Genomic DNA, 17,241 nt, shown 5'->3' on the forward strand with positions numbered 1-17,241 from the left:
CGCGGGTGAGGGCTCTCTACTCTTGGGGCCCTCTATTGCGGAGGCACCCTCTCCCCACCCCTCCCCCGCAAGCGGGGGAGGGAGCGCACTTCCCTCGTGGCCATAATCGAGTCTGATCCCATCGCGCTCTTGATGCCTGTTGCCCGGAGCGCACAGCTCCCGGTTTTCGCTTCGCGGCTCGGTTGCCAACGCGGAAGGCTTCACCCACTATTCCCTCCGACTCGACGATTGGGGGGATCATGCTGGCGTTTCGCTCTACGAGGTTCCTGGCTGCCGCGATCTCCGCGATCGCCCTGGCCATCATCGTCCAGCCCCGTGCAAGCTTCGCCTACACGCCGGAGCAGCAGCAGGCCTGCACGCCCGATGCGATGCGGCTGTGCGGCGAGTTCGTGCCGAACGTCGACGCCATCACCGCCTGCATGATCCAGAAGAAGTCGCAGCTCTCGCCGCAGTGCGCGGTGTTCTTCCGTCAGGGGCCGGAACCGGGCGAGGCAGCCGGCCAGCCCGTCAACATCAAGCCGGTGGCGAAGAAGAAGACCTCGAGCAAGCCGGCCGCGAAGAAGACCACGGCGAGCAGCAAGTCCGGCAAGAAGAAGCCGAAGGCTGACGATACCTGAGCTCTCGGCCCTGACTGGATTCAAACCGTAGCCACGTTGAACGCTGCGCTGCCTCTCCCGCTTGCGGGAGAGGTTATCGAGACTACGGCTCGCACCTCCAAGGTGACCGGCTGAGTAAAAATGACTCAGTGATGTTGTGTGACGTGAGCTGAAGGACTCCTTTTGTTCACGTGTCCCCGCGAAGCCGTGAAGCAATTCCGCCTTCGCCCGACGGAAAAGAGCCGGAAATAGATTTGCTCGGGCAGGTTGCGTTTCGCTGTTTCCCGAACAACTGCTCAAAAAACGCACGATTTACCATCGCGAACGGCCATTCATTGCGATTCATGTCCGCAGCGCCGCATGCAGTGTGACTCAAAAGCCAACACGCCTTTTATTTCGTGTCTCCAACGCAACTCCCGGTAAATTTTTCTTTCACGAATCAGCGCGCTGATTCATTTTCGGTACCTGGGGTCAATCTGGAGGCCAAGGGTATGAACGTTATTGTTTTTGCATCGCGTAAAGGCGGCTCGGGCAAAAGTACCCTTGCTGCACATCTCGCCGCGCAGATCAAGGCGACCAAGCCTGTTCTGCTCGTCGATGCGGATCCGCAGGGCTCGCTCACGCTGTGGCACAAGCTGCGTGGCACCAACGAGCCGCAGATCAAGGCCGCCGTGAATTCGGTCAGCGGCATCGTCTCCGCGGCCAAGCGCGACGGTTATGAATGGGTGTTGATCGACACGCCGCCGAACCTGTCGGCCGTTGTCGACGACGCGATCAAGAACGCAACCATGGTGGTCATTCCGGCGCGGCCTGGCGTGTTCGACGTCAACGCGGTGCAGGAAACCATCCAGATGTGCCGCGCGGCGCGCAAGCCCTACGCGGTCGTGCTCAACGGCGCACCCGCGCGCCGCGACGAAGCCGAAAGCCCGATCGTCACCATCGCCCGCGAGGCGCTCGCCAAGTTCCGCGCGCCGGTCTGGGGCGGCCAGATCACCAACCGCTCGGATCTGCTGATGGCGCTGAGCCACGGCGAGGGCGCACGGGAATATCAGGCGGAGAGCCGCGCCGCGCAGGAGATCGCAAGGCTGTGGGCCGCGATCGAGCGTTCGGTCAAGGCGATCCGTGGCACGGCGTCGGCATCCGGCGCAATGCACAAGCAGGCAGCGTAGTTTTTTTTATTCATTTCCTGGGCAACGAAAAACGCGCGGTTGGCCCGCGCGTTTTGCGTTTCGAGAGCCGGCAAGACCCTCATGGTGAGGAGCGCAGAACACGCGTCTCCGGACGATGCTACGCATCGCCGGGCGAACCATGAAAGCCCGGATATCGCCCGTGGCTCATCCTTCGAGGCGCCGCTCCGCGGCTCCTCAGGATGAGGGGAGAGGCTTGGCGCAGACGGGCTACGCCACCATCAGCATGTAGAACACGATCACCGGCGACATCGTCAGGATCACCGACCAGATGCCGGCGGCCCAGAGGATGTCCTCGGTGGTAAAGCCCTGCTGCTCGGCGGCCTGATAACCAGGCGCCATATCATTTTGAGTATTCACTAAACGCCCCCGCGAGTTCTTCGCTTGTGGCGTCAAGTAATACTAGAAACGTTTTAACATCCGCCTCGCTGGTTCCCGCACGATTTGAACACCGACGCTACCGCGGATTAACTATCTTCGCCTCAGCCCGCGAGCCAGACGCGAAACAGCAGCACCGGCATCAGGCCGAGCATCACGGCCCAGAAGCCGAACGACGAGATCACTAGAAGTCCTTGCATGAGATCGGCGGGCGCGAAGTCTTCCGCGGCCGTCGGCCGTGTACGATGTCCCATGGTTTCCCCCTACGGAAAGTTCTTTGCCGGAAACGATAGGGCGCGATGCGTAAACGAGCCGTGGACGCGCCATGCGGCGCCTGCGAAGGCCGTTGAGGCGCGGTTAACCACGGTTTTTCTTTCCCTCTCCCCTTGCGGGAGAGGGGCCGCGCGAAGCGCGGCGGGTGAGGGGTCTCTCTCCGCGAGTTCATCTGCTGCAGTGAGCGCACGGATGCGACCCCTCATCCGGCGCTTCGCGCCACCTTCTCCCGCAAGGGGAGACGTAGCCTTCTATAAGCCCCTTTTGACGTCCATGCTACTGCCTCTAAGTGCTTGATCTGTCTGGCATAGTATCCATCTGGTGCTATGAGCTTCTATAGGCTTCCACACACATCACCGAGACAGAAACCGGGGACAGAAAATGGCACGCAACGCGCGTCACAGCACACTGGAAAATCGCAGCGCGAGATTGAGGCTCGCCGTCCGCTTCAAGCCCTACGCAGGTGTTAGGCTCGCGCGCGGCGTCAGCCTGCTCTACCGGAGAAACAAGGGCAACGGCACTTGGGTCGTGAAGGCGAGCGACGGCCACGGCCGCTACTGGACCAAGGGCGTGTGCGAGGCCGACGACTTCAGCGAGAGCAACGGTTCTAGCATTCTCGACTTCTACGCGGTGCAGGACGTCGCCAAGAAGCTCGCCACCCGGCAGACCAGCGACGTCGGCGACGACTCCAGACCTGCGACCGTCGCCGAGGCGCTCGACGCCTATGAACGCGATCTCAAAACAAGGAACGGCGACGTCCAGAACGCGCGGCTGCCGCGCAAGCATCTCGCTGGCGTGCCGCTGTTGTCGAAGCCGGTGCAGCTGCTCGGAGCCAAGGAGCTGCGCCGCTGGCGCGACTCTCTCCTCGCCAAGGATTTGCAGCCGTCGTCCGTCGTCAGGTATGCCAAGGGTCTGCGCGCCGCCTTGAACCTCGCCGCCTCGCACGATGGGCGCATCATCAACAAGGCGGCATGGGAGACCGGCCTTGAGGCGTTGCCCGACGCCACCGTCGCCCGCAACGTCATCCTCGACAACGCCAGCGTGAGCCGCTTCGTCAACGCGGCGTACGCCCATGACGCCAAGCTCGGCCTGCTGGTCGATACGCTGGCGACGACCGGTGCGAGGCCGAGCCAAGCCGTGCGGCTGCTGGTCGAGGACTTGGTCGGCGGCGCTCGGCCGAAACTGCGAATGCCGCGTTCTGCAAAGGGCGGCAGTAAGAACAGGATCATGCGCCGGGAAGAGCGCGTCTCGGTGCCGATCACCGCCTCGCTCTACGCGAAGCTGAAGCAGGCAGCAAAGGGCCGCAGCCCCGATGCGCCGTTGCTGCTGCAGGGCAGTGGCTCACCGTGGAGCGAGCGTCCCGGCGACAACTATCGTGACCGCATTGCCGACGTGATCAAGAGCGCCGGACTTGCCGAGACCGTGACGCTGTATGCGCTGCGCCATTCATCGATTGTCAGGATGCTGTTGGAGCACGTCAGCATCGAACTGGTCGCGAAGCTGCACGACACCAGCTCGGCGGCGATCTCGAAGCACTATGCTTCGGCAATCGCCGAGGTCGAGGCCGCCGACGAGGTCGCGCGTCGCACGTTGATCGATCACGAGCCGGTGCCGCTCGCGCCAGCCGCCGACAACGTCGTCGCGCTCGCGACCGCGCGCTGACCGTAGCCAAGCGCAAAGCTCGAATGCGAGGTGGTCCACAATGGACCACCTGAAAAGTCTACTTCCATCTCCATACAGTTCTACGAGGATTGACGCCTCGGCGAAACCGGGCGCATACTGACCTACTTCGCGTCGGGGACAACAAAACCGGCGGCGGTCGCAAAGGACCGTGCAACGATAACCCAAATAAACGCCGCCCGGTACTCAGGGTAAGGCGGACTCGCAAACAGCAAAATCGAGAGCACGAATGCGCGACGCTTCACAAAGCGTCAGGCGCGGCTGTTTGGGCTGCCCTGACGCTCGCACTTAGCGAGATGAAAGGGACATGCGATGGTCCGTCGCCCAGAAGTCACCGGCAAGAAGGTCACCGCGACCGGGACGGTGATCGCAAAGAAGAAGGCCACCGACAAGGATATCGAGTCGATCCTCATCGTGGTCGAAGAGTTCTACAAGAACCACACCAATCTCGACGCCTACAGCATTGAAGAGTTTTGCCGCCGCCATAGCATCAGCGTGGCGTTCTACTACAAGCTCCGCGATCTCGGGTTGACGCCGCGCGAGATGGAGAAAGGCGCGCGGGTGCTGATCACGCGCGAAGCGGCGGCGGATTGGCGGCGCGATGGCGTCATGAAGACGGCCATGAAACAGCTCGGTGTGGAGCAGAAGCAGGACGAGATTGCAGAGGCCTGAAACGAAACGCCGCCCCTGTGGAGGGCGGCGTTTCCTTTTTCCGATCCGGGCGAGGACCGGGGCGAACATCACCCCCGCATCATACCCGGATCACCACCCCATGCAACGGGAGGGACCGGCGATGACATCCAAACCCAAATCATCATGGCGCGACGTGCTGCCGGTCCATCCGGCGGCCGAGATGTTTCCGCTACTCAAGGACACCGACCCGGACGCACTGCGTGCGCTCGGCGAGGACATCAAGCAGAACGGCATGGTTTCGCCGGTCACGTTCTGGGTGCCCGGTAAGGAGGGCAAGCCCCTGCTGCTGGATGGGCGCAACAGGCTCGATGCTCTCGAAGCTGGCGGTGTGTTTCTGAAATGGGGGCCCGATGGGGTTGAACCGGTCTACGCTCCCAACGGGAAATCGCTGATCGACGTTTACGTTTGCTGCGAACGCCATCCGTGCGGCAGACCGTGGATTGATCCCTACGCCTACGTCATCAGCGCCAACATCCGCCGCCGTCATCTGAACGTCGAGGACCGGCAGAACATTCTCATTGAGCTGATCGCCCGCTCGCCGCAGAAATCCAACCGCCAAATTGCCGAGGATACTGGCGTTGATCATAAGACGGTTGGTCGTGCGAGAGCCAAAGGGGAGCAACTGGGGCGCATTGCCCAGTTGACCAAGACGGTCGGCAAGGACGGTAAGGCGCGCAGGCCGCCGAGCAAAGCCCCGGCACCGGAGGTGGTCGCGTCATCGTCGGATGACGGGAAGGATACATGCCCCGGTTTGCGCAACCTCGACGAAGAGGTTCGTCAGCGTGTGCTTGCTGAAACGAAGGACTACCTCGCCATGCTGAAGGCGCGAGAGGAAGAGGCGGACAAGACGATTGCCACTTACAAGGAGTTCACCAACAACCACAAGCCGTTGTTCGCTGTCGATCAGTTCAAGATCATTCTGATGTGCCTGCATCCTGACGGACAACGCAGTGCCGACAAGCTCGCTGAAGCCTTCCGGTTGTTCAATGGCAAAAAGTTTCAGCTGACTGGGGTGAGGGAATGATGACCAACTTTGTGATCGTCCCTCCACGTCGTCCACCGAAGCCGGTCAAGGTCTGCACGCTCGTGAACCGCCTGATCTGGAAGGCGAACTGCATCGCCTTCGACGCGACCGCGATAGATCACGGCTTGCCGCCTGTCTACGTCGACTATGTGCTCGGTGGTTTGGTCTCCGCGCTGCGCGATGCCGCCGACCGGATCGAGCAGCACCAACGGCAGCTGAAGGAGCAGCAGGGCAAGTGATCGTATCCCGGCTCCGCACGCACTCAGGCGGAGCTGAATCGCAAAACGCAAACAGCAAGGCGCAAGGTCATGATCAGTCTCTTCGCTGGATGCAAACGTCATGGATGCCGCGAACATCACCAACACCGCCGCCGCCGACTTCCTCGCAACCATGTTCGGCACGACCACCGAGCTGCCGGTCTACATCACGACGTTGCCCAACGAACGCGGCGACGAGGCTGAGGCGGGTGATAGATGCGTCTTCACGCGCTCACCGTCGCGCATCGCGGAATTTATTGCGAAGTGGGATCGACCGAAGCGCGCATTGTACTTTTGCACCGGCATCGTCAAGAAGAACCAGCGTCGCGCTAAAGAACACATCGTGCAGACACCCGGTCTGCACAGCGATGTCGATTTCCGCGAATTCGATGGCGATCCTGATCGCGCCACGGTTCTGCGCCAGCTGGCCCGCCTCAGATATCAACCAAGCATAATCGTGTTCTCAGGCCACGGGTTCCATCTCTATTGGTTGTTCAAGGAAGCGGTCGATACCCAAGAGAACATGGAGCGCATCGAAACTGCGTTGAAGCAGCTCGCCGACGTCGTCGGCGGTGATCTGCAGTGCGCCGAGGTGTCACGGCTGATGCGCCTGCCGACAAGCCACAACACGAAAGACGGCGAATGGACCGAGGTCGAGATCGTCGAGCAGCACGGTAGTCGGCGTTACGAACTGGACGATCTGGAGGAATGGCTTGCCGAGCAATCGCCAGTGTTGCTGCGCAAGGAACGGCCACAGGCAGTGACGGCGGGCGAGTCCAACGAGTTCACCGCCTATGCCGCCGAACATGCCTATAAGCCGCGCGTCGATGTCGAGGCACGGCTCGCTCAGATGATGTTCATGGCTGGCGGCGATGCCGGTATTCACCAAACGCAACTCGCCGTCACTTCGTCGATGCTCAGCTCGGGCATGCCGCTTGATGAAGTGGTCGAGATGACGCTGGCTGCCACGCGTGCTGCAGCTGGCGATTACGGCAAGCGGTGGAATTGGAGGCGCGAGGAGAAGGCTATTCGTGGCATGTGCCGGACGTGGGTCGAGAAGCATCCGCCACAGGTAGCGGCACCGGCCGAGAACAGGCGCAAGGTTACCAAGTTGAACCCGCACGGCGGCTGGCTTGGTCGTTGCATGACAAACAAATCTGGCAAGCCGCTGCCGACGCTAGCCAATGCGATGATCGCTCTCACTTCTGATCCACGGATTTGCAATTGCTATGCGCTCGATGAAATGCTGTGCGCTGTGATGTTGGTGCAGCCCATCGGCTGCGATGACCCCGCATTCAAACCGCGACCACTCACCGACGTTGACGTGACCGAATTGCAGCAATGGCTGCAGGTTTCCGGTCTGGTCGATATCTCCAAGGACAACGTCCACAACGCCGTCTCTCTCCGCGCCACCCAGTGCGCCTATCATCCGGTCAAGGATTACTTCAACAGCCTCGATTGGGATGGCATCGCACGAACCGACAGCTGGCTGACGAAGTATCTGGGGGCCGAAGCCAGCAACTATGTCAGCCAAGTCGGCGAGATGTTTCTGATCGCGATAGTCGCGCGAATATTCCAACCGGGGTGTCAGGCTGATCACATGCTGGTGCTGGAAGGCGACCAAGGCATGTTGAAGTCATCGGTGTGCAAGGTTCTTGGCGGTGAATATTTTTGCGACAACCTGCCGGATATTTCCACCAAGGATGCTTCTCAGCATTTGCGCGGGAAGCTGTTGATTGAGGTGGGCGAGATGCACGCGATGAGCAAGGCCGACAAATCACTGCTGAAATCATTCTTGACGCGAACCGTCGAGCGTTATCGCCCGAGCTATGGGCGGCTTGAAGTCATCGAACCCCGGCAATGCAATTTCATCGGCACCACGAACAAGAGAGAGTATCTGCGCGACGAAACCGGTGGCCGCAGGTTCTGGCCAGTCTGGACCAACGTCATCGACATCGAAGGATTGAGGCGCGACCGCGATCAGCTTTTCGCCGAGGCCGCGCATCATTATCGCGCCGGCAAGCCTTGGTGGCCGAACAAGGAGTTCGAACGCCAGCACATCAAGCCGCAACAGGCCGAGCGTTACGAGCACGACAGCTGGGAAGAACAGATCGAAGATTACCTTGCAACGCAACTCCGGGTGACAGTCGGTCAGGTGGCGAAGGAAGGTTTGGGTATGGAAACCCAACGCGTCGGCACCGCTGATCAGCGCCGGATTGCGGCGGCGATGGAGCGCCTTGGCTGGCAACGAGAGCGGAGCGACGGCAAGACCGATTGGGCAGGCAAGCGCTGGTGGGTGCCGACCGACCCGCCGCCAGAGCCGACGCCGCCAGATGAAGCACCCGCCCAATTTTAGGATGGAAACTGTCATGGATCGGCGGTTCCGACCCCCACAGCGCACGCGCACAGCAGCGCACTTGCTTAACGAGGGACCTGAGTTTTTGAAATTTGTAGGACCTCTATGGGAAAATCCGCTGTGTGTGCTGTGTGCGCTGTGGGCGCGGGGGTGTCGAACCGCGAACGAACCGTGCGTTCGCCGCGTGACGGCGCGGGACGCGGAAACCGGCCGGCCGGCGGACGAACTGTTCCTCGCGCTGATGACCGTGAACCGAATCCATAAGAGCCCACGGCTGCTATTTTTTGTCTTTCCGGCTGCGGTGAAATAATTCCGGCCGAAGGTCCTCGCGGTCGACGCCGGTTACCCGCTCGACCTCAAGCAAATAGTCATATGGCACCTTGGTCCAACGCGCGACCAGCGCCGGATTGCGCCCAAGTGCGCGAGCCAGTGCCCGAATGCCGCCAGCAGCATCGATCGCCTTTTGCAAGCCAAAATCTCGAACCGACATGACTTATCCACAGTTTTTTATTGACTTCTCGGCGGTGTTGATTTTTGCTCAACACTGGCGATATCGCCGATGGTCCGAGGACCGCAAAAACCGGGAGCGTTACACATGAGTATCAATGAGTGGCTTCCCACCAACTTCGTTCTCGAAGCAGCCAACAAGCGGACGATGGATGAGGTCATCGAACGCTTTCGCGAGTGGAGCGAAGGTCATCCGCTCAAACCGCACGGCTTAACCGATGGCTGGCACAATATTACCCCGGAGAAGTCCGAGGCCCTGCTGCGCCGGAATCCCCCCGGCGCGAATCGCAGGATCTCAGTCACCACGGTACAATATTATGGCCGTCAAATGAAAGCGCCCGGTGGCTGGAAGAAGACCGGGCAGCCGATCATCTTGTCGGACAAGGACCTACTGCTCGATGCCCAGCACCGCTGTTGGGCCGGCCTTTTGACCGGCGCGAGCTTCCCGTCCTATGTCGTCACCAATGTCGAGCACATCGACAACGTCTTTGCCTATATCGACAATGGCAAGGCGCGGACGGCCAAGGACGCGCTGCAGACCGCAGGCGTTAACGGAGTTGCCAACAAGATCGCGGCAGCGATCAAGATCAGCCGCGACTACGATGCCGATGCTTACCATGTGGAAGGCGACAAGAAGACGCCCAAGCTGACGCCCATCGAGGTGCTCGAAACGGTGATGGCGAGCCCGTCGCTGATCAACGCCGCGCATGTGATCTTGGCAGCCGATTACGACGAGGCCAACGAACTGATCGACCATGCGCCCACGGCAATCTTCGTGGCGTGGAAGATCATGGAAACCTACAACGAGGAGATGCTTGCGCGCTTCATGGAAGAACTCGGCGATCCCGACACGACGTCGCCGCCGATCAGCCTGCTCCGCAAGAAGCTTCTCGCCGATCAGACCGCCATCGACAAGAAGATGCGCAAGTCGCTCAAGCTCGGCTTTATTACCAAGGCGTTCAACGCGTGGCGATTGAACCAGCCGATGACCCGGCTGCACCTGCGCACCGACGAGTGGCCGAAGTTCGCCGACACCTCGGTCGCCGAAGCGGCTTGAAATTCCTCCATCTGAAGCCCTCGCGGGCGGCAGCAATGCCGCCCCCGTTCTCATTGGAGGCATTATCATGAACGACAAAATCGAGCGCGTGCTCGTCATCGACGAGATCATCGACGATATCGAACTTCTGATGCGCGTCACTATCAGCAAGGAGACGGTCACGGAATATGCGGAGGCCATGGGCCGGGGGAGCGCCTTTCCGCATGTCGATGTGATGGACGTTGGCGGCGAGCTTTATTTGACCAACGGCTACCATCGCATCAGGGCGCGCCGCGCCTGCGGCGAGACGACGACCAACGCCTATGTGAGCACCGGCAGCTATGAGGACGCACAGGACGCCGCCGCCAAGGCCGATTCCCACGACGGCTTGCGCCGCACCAATGCCGACAAGCGCAAGGTCGTGAACATGTTGATCCGTATGGAGCGGCACGTCGATGACAGCGACCGGGCGATTGCCAACATTGCAGGCGTAGACAATCATTTTGTTGCCAAGTTGCGGAAACAGCTCAAAAATCACTTAGCAACTGGGGACCGTCCCCAGTTGAACGGTGAAAATCGGCCAACCTCCATGCCCGAGAAGCGCAAAGGTCTCGACGGCAAATATCGTCGTGCCAATAAGCGATCAACGAAGAAGCCTTCAGCAGCGCTGCCGCCACCGAAGCCAGTGCCAAAATACACGCCGGAACAGATCGGTTGGCCTCCACCAGAGATCGCCGACCTGCCGCACCCCGAACATCCGGAATATACCCACGCGCAATGGTTCGTGAGGCAGCACGGCCATGTGCATATCATGCCCGTCGATCAGATCCAGATGCAGAAGCGCCAGATCGCCCTGCGAGAGTTTTCCAGCGCAATCCTCAAGCTTGGCAGGGCTGCTCAAGAGTTCGCTAAGACGCCGCAGCTCACGGCCGATGAATATTTCGAGGTCGCATCGACCATGGAGAACGGCGCGCGCATGCACGTCACCAAGATCGCCCAGCATATCGGCGTCCTGCTGGAGGCCTTGCGGCTGATCGAATCCTATTCGTCGCGCTGCATCCAAGAAAAGCCGCAGCCGAGCCCAGCCGAGGAACAAGTCTAACCTAAGCGACCCACAACGGGGGGCGGTTCGGAAAAAAGGGAAGGGTCCCTTTTTCGAGCGCGGCGGCGGTCCAGTTTTAGCGACCGCAAGCGGAGAATGTTCCGTGACGTCTGTTTGGCTCTCGATTTAGCCGGAAGCATTGCTGTCACTGGGAAAACCGCGGCTAAGGGCTACTTGCGGACTCATGCGCCGCATCGAAGTCCCAATCGCCGCGGGGTTTGGAGGATCTAGTTGTTGAGAACGTTCAGCACCCAACCACCTTCGCCATTCAACTGGATCTTGTATCGAAGTGTCTGCGGGTTGCCGGCTGCTTCGGCTTGATTGATGTTGTAGGCGATCTGCGACAACGTATGCTTGCCGATAATGCCAGCATCTATTTCGTGAGCAGCCTGCTCATTGCCGTGGAGGGTGATCCGGCAGAATTTAGCGCCGTCGTTACGATCGATCCCAGTGCTCTGAGCCTGACCCGGTTGAATTACCCGGATGAGGCTTTCATCTACGTGGCCGAATGCGGAATTGCTGAAGACTTTCATCAACACCCGCCAAACATTCGCATCACCGCAATCCGGGAGACCATCTACCTGGGCGTTCTCGTAACGCGTGCGGGACTGATCAACCTGGCGCTGTAGTTGGAGATCCTCCGTATTCGGGTTGGGCTGGTCCCAACGATTACGCGCGACCGGTTCGTTGCTTGGAACTGGGGCCTTGTCGGCGACTGTGGGCTGTGATCCGGTCGGCCAGCAACGGAAGGGGTCTTTGTGATCAAGCGCTCCCTTGTCGGTGTAATGATCCTCGCGATAGGTTTCATTTGGATCATTCGGCTTGATGAATGCGACAGTGTGGTGGTTGCCCGGTCCATAGTATCCCTGCCACATTATGGCTGGGCCACTCGATGAGGTGACCGGCTCAACGCGCCATCCCTTCTGATATTGGACGGAACGATCGCGGGTCTCACCGTTCTGGAGGGTGAATACCGGCTGCAGATTGCGGATGGTGTTTCCAAATTCCTGCCCGATGATTCGAAGCGCGACCACAGCGTGTGGGTCCATATCCGGAGGAGGGACAGCGCACGTGAGGTCGAGTGCGAGTGCGGCGTTAGCAGACAAAGCAGTGGCAGTGGCCGCTAACAGTGCGGCTATCAGTTTCTTCATGGCGCAGTTTTTCCTCATATATCGTCTATCCGATCCCCAAAGACCGCGACGGGTCTCAATCGGCGCGTTCTAGTTCTAGATGTGGGGTGGCGGACGACGTTCGCCTTGTTTAGGTGCGCCAAAGTTTTGATCAAATGCGCCAGATCGTCGAAGAATTTTGGCGATAGAGACAAACTGCTTTGCGCGGACGTGCGGCCCAGCGGAAATGGAAGATCCAACACAGGGGCGACGCAAAAGTTGGTTTAACCGATGAGGGTCGGCGTGAGGGGCAAACTGCGACATGCCCGCAGTGAGTATCCGACATCCGTTATGCGCCACCGCGCCAGCTAAACGACTATGCGAGGGAGGACTGGATTAGCAAGGAAGGTAATGGGGCTTCGTGCTCATCCGTTGCATTCCGCGTGGTAGGCCGCAAAGAACGGGCGCAGGTTGATGCTGATCGACGTGCCATCGCTCTGGGTCAGGATCAAAGTGTACCGCTCGGGTTCAAGCTCGCATCCCTTGATCGACGCGCCGGGAGGGCCGCGTTCGCCGCGATCACCCTTCGGTCCAATTGGTCCCTTCTTTCCTTGGAAGCAGAGCGCCTGCCAGTCGTCACCCGGACATATACCGGGATTGTTGCGCCGCGCGACGAAGCTCCCGCCATTGAGCGCGACAACGTCAAATCTGGAATATCGCTCGCCCGGATGATACGTGCCCTTCACACGAAACGAAAGGCCATCAAGACCTCCGGCCGCGACACAAATCCAATGCTCTTGATCCGGCGGTGCGCGGCCGGTGTCACACAGCGCCTGATACGTCGAGCCGTCGTGCGTGACCAGTTCCCCCTCATAGTGTACCTTGTCCGCGACGTAGGCACGCACGGGCGGTCCGTTCTTCTGATTGATTATCTGCCGCAGCCTGCCGAGACGCTCGTCGATCGAGTGCTCCAGCTTGATCAGCGTGTCGCTGAAAGCGGCGCGCGCCTCCGCAATCGCTGCCGTCGAGTCTGCCTTTAGGAGTTCGGATGCGTCCTTCCAACGGAGCTTTGTCTCTCGGACGTCAGCGATCATTTCAGCCAGACATTGCTTCCAGCATTCTACTAGAAATTCCTGATCGCTTTCGCGCGGAACAACGTCGCGCTCTGCTATAGTCATCGCGGCCTCCTGTTCATGCCGCTGGTTTAGCGCCACTATAGCACGATCTGATCGCAAGAGTGAGCCCGCGCCGATGAGTGAGCCGAACGATACCATCAGACTGATCGCTCAGATCGCAAGCACAGCTATCGATGAGGAGCGCGAAGATCGGCGTCAGACTGGCTTACCGTGCAGCCGTGGCCGCACTCAGGCCCTGCTTCTACACCTGTCGATCATCAGACGATTAGCACGCGATGCACTTCCGCCGACCGAACAGGCAAAATTGCCGCCGGAGGAGGTTCACACAGAGCTGGTCAAGCGGCTCGCAGAAAAGATCATAGAGACGGCCGATGAACTTGGACGCAGAAGGCGGATTGTTCATTGAGACGGCAGCATAAGTGCGATCTGTTTCTAACTTATGCCGCTATCTTGTCTTGTCCTCGCCGCGCATCACGATCTTGAGGACGTCGTCAGGTAACGGCCTCTGCAGTGCCTTCGCTTCATCCCGCGGCGCGCGCATCCAGACGTCGCGCTCCTCGTCAGTCGTCAAGATCGTCCGGCATGGGTTGGAACCGCTGAGAGCCGCAGCTGCCGGGGTGACTTGCCGGTCCACCGTCGGCAGGCATGACTAAAAGAACTCGCCTCCTCGAAACCGAGAAGCCAAGCGATCCGCGAGATCGGCATGCCTTCTTCGTCCAAATAGCGGATGGCCAAGCTGGACTTGAGCTGCTGCAGAATCTCGTTGAATGTCTCGCCCTCTTCGGCGAGCCGCCGAACCAGCGTTCGCTCGCTCATCCCGAGCTTCTTGGCTACAACGCTCGCCTTTGCTTGGCCGTGCGGAAGCAAGGGAGAGATTGTATTCTCGACCGTGACGCGGAGCCTGCCAACGTTACCCTTGCGAGAACGCAGGCTCTCTTCACAGACCTTAAGCAGGATCTTGTTGAGTCGCGCGTCGGCATTGACCAGAGTCCACTCCGCCGACCCGGCCGGAAAATCGATCTCATCGACCTCGCTGCCAAATTCGACACCTTTCCCGAGAGAGCCGGCAAACCTCGCGAGACCTCTCGGACGGATGTGGCTGATGGATACGTGCTTGGGGGCGAACCGACGGCCACTCAACGCGCGAGACATGCGGACCATTGCGACGATGCAGAATTCGATCTGTTGGAGATCGACGTGGCGCGGAACCCCTGAATAGGCGATGCGCAGTTTGGGCTCGCGAGTCTCCTGATACTGAAGCACGACGGCCTCATTGGTGATGCGGCTGTAGCGGGAGACGCGCTTCAGCGCGTCTCCGAGCGTGTCGGACGACGCCATGACGTAATACAGCAACCCGAGATCTCGGAGGTCAAACTCTTCGGCGAGCCGAAGGCCAAGAAGATCATCGTTAAGCGCTTCGGCGGCTGCTTCAAGAAATGCGACTGGTTGGGAGCGTTGATGCGTCGTTCGGGATCTTCGATCTGGTCGATGGTCAACCCAACGCGCGACAACAGCGGCTCCAATTTGATGCCGGCTCTGCGCACGCGATCGGCAGCTAGTCGCGACAATCCGCACTGCACCGTCGGTGGGTCCGACAGCTGCTTAACCATATTTCTCGTCGAGCGCCCCGCCATCTTCGCAACCAAGTCTTTGGCGGAGAATAACAAGTAGTTCTTTGCAGCACAACTTAGAAATGAACCGATGTGAAGCGACACCGCAGTGGCCAGCTTCAAAAGAGGAACCGCGGCAATCGGATTCCGTGGCTAACGCGCGTTTAGCGTGTTGGGTGGATTGGCATGGCCGAAGGTCCCGAAATCAGGTCCATATCGTATCCCCGGCGGCGTAAGCCTACCGGGGTTGGGGCGTTGGGAGTGCCATTCCGGCGCTTCAAAGGAGCAAGCAAAAAAATGAAACGACTACTGACTGCGGCAGCGCTTGCGCTGCTGACGACCTCTGCTCATGCCAACGACTGGACCAAAGAAGAACTCTCTGCTGGCCTAAAAAGGGAAGAGTGGAGCAAATACGTTGGATCCGGCAACAAGCTGAAGTTGAGCTTCGTGTATGCGGCCAAGCCGGATTGCTCATCTGTGGGCACCATCGTGGTGAGAACGCTGCAATCCCCTGAGCACGGTACGTTTGACACTGAAGTGGTCGAGGATTTCCCGACCTTCAAACAGGACAACAAACTCGCCAAATGCAACGACAGCAAGATGCCCGGTACTGTCATGTACTATAAGTCAAATGACGACTATGTCGGCCCGGACAGCTTCAAGGTTCTGGTCATCTATCCGACCGGATTGGCCTACGAGGTGCGCTACAAGATGATCGTGCGCTGAATCCTGACCACCGAACATTTTGATCGTGGTGTCCCCCCGGCTGCGCAAACCTACCGGGGTTGGGGCGTCGCGAGAGCACGGCACAACGCAGCTCGCACATACAGGAGCTTACGAGCCAATGAAACGATCTTCACCTGAACCGCGCATTTGCCCGGAGTGTCACCACGTTTTCCAAGGCAACGGTTGGGACGGCATCGACGCCCACTGGCGCGCGAAGCATGACGACGTGATGCGATACGAAAAAGCGTGGCCGCTGATCAAGTCCGGCCAGTACAAGAGGAGCAACTCAGACCAATGAGACGATGTCTGCTCGCCGCCGCTGGATTGCTGATGATCAGCACCCCGCAGCATCCGCCCTCAAACTGAACTGCGGGCGCGTCGCGCTCGGCGACGATCCGCGCGTCACTAATCCGGTGGTCGGCGTGACCGTGCGGTACGTTCCCGATGATCATCAGTGGCGCTGCAGTGGCAGGGCACGCTGAACCGCGCGCGCATCTGTACATGATCGGCGAGGTCCGGCGTGAGGAGGGCGGCGTCGCCTACATGTAGTGGCTGTACGACCGCAACAGGAACAACGCGCTGGTGATGCAGGCCTCGTCGCGCTGCACGGCTGCGCTGCCGCAACCCATCCCCTCTCATCGCAACCGGCGCTGCCGCAACCGACTGCGCCCGACTTCTTGGAGAACAAGCTGTGAAACGATCTCTACTCGGCGCAGCGGCCATGCTGCTGATGGCAACCGCCGCGCAGGCCGCCAGCGTCGATGACAACAAGACGACGCTGCGCACCGCTGGCTATTGGACGGCTTGGTACGACCCGAGCAATGCCGATGGCAAGCCGATGTGCGGTATGCGTCAGTCTCTCGACGCTTCGAACGGAGCAACCGGCGGCGTTATGATCAAATACGTTCCGGGCGGCAATATCTTCGTCCAGATCTATAAATCGAACTGGGCGATCCCGGCAGGCACCGACGTGCCAATCTACGTGCAGTTCGATAACGGCAACCAGTACCCTGTGACTGCTGGCGGCAGCCCCGCGCCCAGTGGCGCTGGTCTCGGTAGCTGGATTCACTTCCATATCGCAGACAGCTTCTCCAAGTCGTTCATCGAGCTGTTCATGACCGGAAACACGATGACGGTCGGCTTCAGAGAGGGAAGCGAACGGCCTTGGCCGGTCACCCTGTACGGCAGCTCCGAAGTCGGCGAGGCATTCCGCAAGTGCGCGCTAGTGCTCAACGAGCGACAGCCGAAGGCGACGCAGCCGTATGGCACCAAGCCGACCCAGCCATTCAGTGGTGGCAATGGCGCGACCACCAACGGCGCAAAACCATCTAAGCGCGACGACGGAGGCATATGATGGGCAACGACAACAGGGCGCACTACCAGTTGATTGTGGCCATCATCGGCGCATAGATCGCACTGCGCTACTCGGTCATGCCGACGAAAGGATGGCTCGTCCCCGCGCTGGCTGCGGCGGTCTAGCTGATCCAACAGGCAAGGCGGGACTGGCGGCGCTGACGTGCATTTTTGACAATTGGCCTCCACTGCGATTCCCATGACGATGAACGCAAAGC

The 17,241-nt window shown here is 59.9% G+C and carries 18 protein-coding genes; 12 read left to right on the forward strand and 6 right to left on the reverse strand.

Going from position 1 to position 17,241, the window contains the following annotated elements:
* Positions 1-239: 239 nt before the first annotated feature.
* Both Q2941_RS18520 and Q2941_RS18525 read left to right on the forward strand, forming a co-directional pair.
* Positions 240-617 (forward strand): hypothetical protein, encoded by a 378-nt coding sequence (locus Q2941_RS18520; protein WP_254110413.1) that lies wholly within the window; start codon positions 240-242, stop codon positions 615-617.
* Positions 618-1,087: 470 nt separating this feature from the next.
* Entirely contained in the window at positions 1,088-1,765 is a 678-nt protein-coding gene (locus Q2941_RS18525; protein ID WP_027525213.1) for a ParA family protein, read from the forward strand.
* A 228-nt stretch (positions 1,766-1,993) separates the two neighbouring features.
* Here Q2941_RS18525 and Q2941_RS18530 read toward each other — a convergent pair whose 3' ends face one another.
* Both Q2941_RS18530 and Q2941_RS18535 read right to left on the reverse strand, forming a co-directional pair.
* Entirely contained in the window at positions 1,994-2,143 is a 150-nt protein-coding gene (locus Q2941_RS18530) for a hypothetical protein (protein WP_156944532.1), read from the reverse strand.
* A gap of 122 nt (positions 2,144-2,265) precedes the next feature.
* Positions 2,266-2,415, reverse strand: a complete 150-nt coding sequence (locus tag Q2941_RS18535) for a hypothetical protein (RefSeq protein ID WP_198031829.1) — start codon at positions 2,413-2,415, stop codon at positions 2,266-2,268.
* 400 nt (positions 2,416-2,815) lie between these two features.
* Between Q2941_RS18535 and Q2941_RS18540 the strand changes: the two genes are divergently transcribed.
* The 5 genes from Q2941_RS18540 to Q2941_RS18560 all read left to right on the forward strand — a co-directional run bounded on the left by Q2941_RS18540 (position 2,816) and on the right by Q2941_RS18560 (position 8,444).
* Positions 2,816-4,096 (forward strand): tyrosine-type recombinase/integrase, encoded by a 1,281-nt coding sequence (locus Q2941_RS18540; protein WP_458193360.1) that lies wholly within the window; start codon positions 2,816-2,818, stop codon positions 4,094-4,096.
* 330 nt (positions 4,097-4,426) lie between these two features.
* Positions 4,427-4,786, forward strand: coding sequence for a hypothetical protein (locus Q2941_RS18545; protein ID WP_458193361.1), 360 nt, complete (start codon positions 4,427-4,429; stop codon positions 4,784-4,786).
* 121 nt (positions 4,787-4,907) lie between these two features.
* Entirely contained in the window at positions 4,908-5,831 is a 924-nt protein-coding gene (locus tag Q2941_RS18550) for a hypothetical protein (RefSeq protein ID WP_458193362.1), read from the forward strand.
* Positions 5,831-6,070 carry a hypothetical protein gene (locus Q2941_RS18555; RefSeq protein ID WP_458193363.1) on the forward strand — a complete coding sequence of 80 codons (240 nt, stop codon included), beginning with the start codon at positions 5,831-5,833 and terminating at the stop codon, positions 6,068-6,070. Before Q2941_RS18550 ends, Q2941_RS18555 begins: the two co-directional genes overlap by 1 nt.
* Positions 6,071-6,170: 100 nt before the next feature.
* Positions 6,171-8,444, forward strand: a complete 2,274-nt coding sequence (locus tag Q2941_RS18560) for a VapE domain-containing protein (protein ID WP_458193364.1) — start codon at positions 6,171-6,173, stop codon at positions 8,442-8,444.
* A gap of 277 nt (positions 8,445-8,721) precedes the next feature.
* On the opposite strand, the gene Q2941_RS18565 is transcribed toward Q2941_RS18560, so the two are convergent.
* Positions 8,722-8,913 carry a transcriptional regulator gene (locus Q2941_RS18565; RefSeq protein WP_458193365.1) on the reverse strand — a complete coding sequence of 64 codons (192 nt, stop codon included), beginning with the start codon at positions 8,911-8,913 and terminating at the stop codon, positions 8,722-8,724.
* A gap of 126 nt (positions 8,914-9,039) precedes the next feature.
* Here Q2941_RS18565 and Q2941_RS18570 point away from each other — a divergent pair, with 126 nt between their 5' ends.
* Together Q2941_RS18570 and Q2941_RS18575 are read left to right on the forward strand one after the other, a co-directional pair.
* Positions 9,040-10,008: a hypothetical protein gene (locus tag Q2941_RS18570; RefSeq protein ID WP_458193366.1), complete on the forward strand. Its 969-nt coding sequence runs from the start codon at positions 9,040-9,042 to the stop codon at positions 10,006-10,008.
* 88 nt (positions 10,009-10,096) lie between these two features.
* A complete protein-coding gene (locus Q2941_RS18575) occupies positions 10,097-11,089 on the forward strand; it encodes a hypothetical protein (protein ID WP_458193367.1) in 993 nt (330 codons plus the stop codon).
* A 227-nt stretch (positions 11,090-11,316) separates the two neighbouring features.
* On the opposite strand, the gene Q2941_RS18580 is transcribed toward Q2941_RS18575, so the two are convergent.
* Both Q2941_RS18580 and Q2941_RS18585 read right to left on the reverse strand, forming a co-directional pair.
* Positions 11,317-12,240 carry a hypothetical protein gene (locus tag Q2941_RS18580; RefSeq protein ID WP_458193368.1) on the reverse strand — a complete coding sequence of 308 codons (924 nt, stop codon included), beginning with the start codon at positions 12,238-12,240 and terminating at the stop codon, positions 11,317-11,319.
* A 383-nt stretch (positions 12,241-12,623) separates the two neighbouring features.
* Entirely contained in the window at positions 12,624-13,412 is a 789-nt protein-coding gene (locus Q2941_RS18585) for a collagen-like triple helix repeat-containing protein (protein WP_458193369.1), read from the reverse strand.
* A 37-nt stretch (positions 13,413-13,449) separates the two neighbouring features.
* On the opposite strand from Q2941_RS18585, the gene Q2941_RS18590 reads away from it, so the two are divergent.
* Positions 13,450-13,740 (forward strand): hypothetical protein, encoded by a 291-nt coding sequence (locus Q2941_RS18590; protein ID WP_458193370.1) that lies wholly within the window; start codon positions 13,450-13,452, stop codon positions 13,738-13,740.
* A 161-nt stretch (positions 13,741-13,901) separates the two neighbouring features.
* On the opposite strand, the gene Q2941_RS18595 is transcribed toward Q2941_RS18590, so the two are convergent.
* Positions 13,902-14,909 carry an AraC family transcriptional regulator gene (locus Q2941_RS18595; protein ID WP_458193371.1) on the reverse strand — a complete coding sequence of 336 codons (1,008 nt, stop codon included), beginning with the start codon at positions 14,907-14,909 and terminating at the stop codon, positions 13,902-13,904.
* 332 nt (positions 14,910-15,241) lie between these two features.
* Between Q2941_RS18595 and Q2941_RS18600 the strand changes: the two genes are divergently transcribed.
* Positions 15,242-15,670, forward strand: coding sequence for a hypothetical protein (locus Q2941_RS18600; RefSeq protein ID WP_458193372.1), 429 nt, complete (start codon positions 15,242-15,244; stop codon positions 15,668-15,670).
* 721 nt (positions 15,671-16,391) lie between these two features.
* On the forward strand, positions 16,392-17,024 hold the full coding sequence (locus Q2941_RS18605; RefSeq protein ID WP_458193373.1) for a hypothetical protein: 633 nt from the start codon (positions 16,392-16,394) through the stop codon (positions 17,022-17,024).
* The last annotated feature ends 217 nt before the right edge of the window (positions 17,025-17,241 follow it).

This window comes from Bradyrhizobium sp. UFLA05-153 (assembly GCF_054185185.1).

Coding starts and splice junctions, on each gene's coding strand:
- Q2941_RS18535 (WP_198031829.1), bottom strand. CDS start 2,415: ATGGGACATCGTACACGGCCGACGGCCGCGGAAGACTTCGCGCCCGCC.
- Q2941_RS18555 (WP_458193363.1), top strand. CDS start 5,831: ATGACCAACTTTGTGATCGTCCCTCCACGTCGTCCACCGAAGCCGGTC.
- Q2941_RS18520 (WP_254110413.1), top strand. CDS start 240: ATGCTGGCGTTTCGCTCTACGAGGTTCCTGGCTGCCGCGATCTCCGCG.
- Q2941_RS18570 (WP_458193366.1), top strand. CDS start 9,040: ATGAGTATCAATGAGTGGCTTCCCACCAACTTCGTTCTCGAAGCAGCC.
- Q2941_RS18605 (WP_458193373.1), top strand. CDS start 16,392: ATGCTGCTGATGGCAACCGCCGCGCAGGCCGCCAGCGTCGATGACAAC.
- Q2941_RS18560 (WP_458193364.1), top strand. CDS start 6,171: ATGGATGCCGCGAACATCACCAACACCGCCGCCGCCGACTTCCTCGCA.
- Q2941_RS18545 (WP_458193361.1), top strand. CDS start 4,427: ATGGTCCGTCGCCCAGAAGTCACCGGCAAGAAGGTCACCGCGACCGGG.
- Q2941_RS18525 (WP_027525213.1), top strand. CDS start 1,088: ATGAACGTTATTGTTTTTGCATCGCGTAAAGGCGGCTCGGGCAAAAGT.
- Q2941_RS18600 (WP_458193372.1), top strand. CDS start 15,242: ATGAAACGACTACTGACTGCGGCAGCGCTTGCGCTGCTGACGACCTCT.
- Q2941_RS18550 (WP_458193362.1), top strand. CDS start 4,908: ATGACATCCAAACCCAAATCATCATGGCGCGACGTGCTGCCGGTCCAT.
- Q2941_RS18540 (WP_458193360.1), top strand. CDS start 2,816: ATGGCACGCAACGCGCGTCACAGCACACTGGAAAATCGCAGCGCGAGA.
- Q2941_RS18580 (WP_458193368.1), bottom strand. CDS start 12,240: ATGAAGAAACTGATAGCCGCACTGTTAGCGGCCACTGCCACTGCTTTG.
- Q2941_RS18590 (WP_458193370.1), top strand. CDS start 13,450: ATGAGTGAGCCGAACGATACCATCAGACTGATCGCTCAGATCGCAAGC.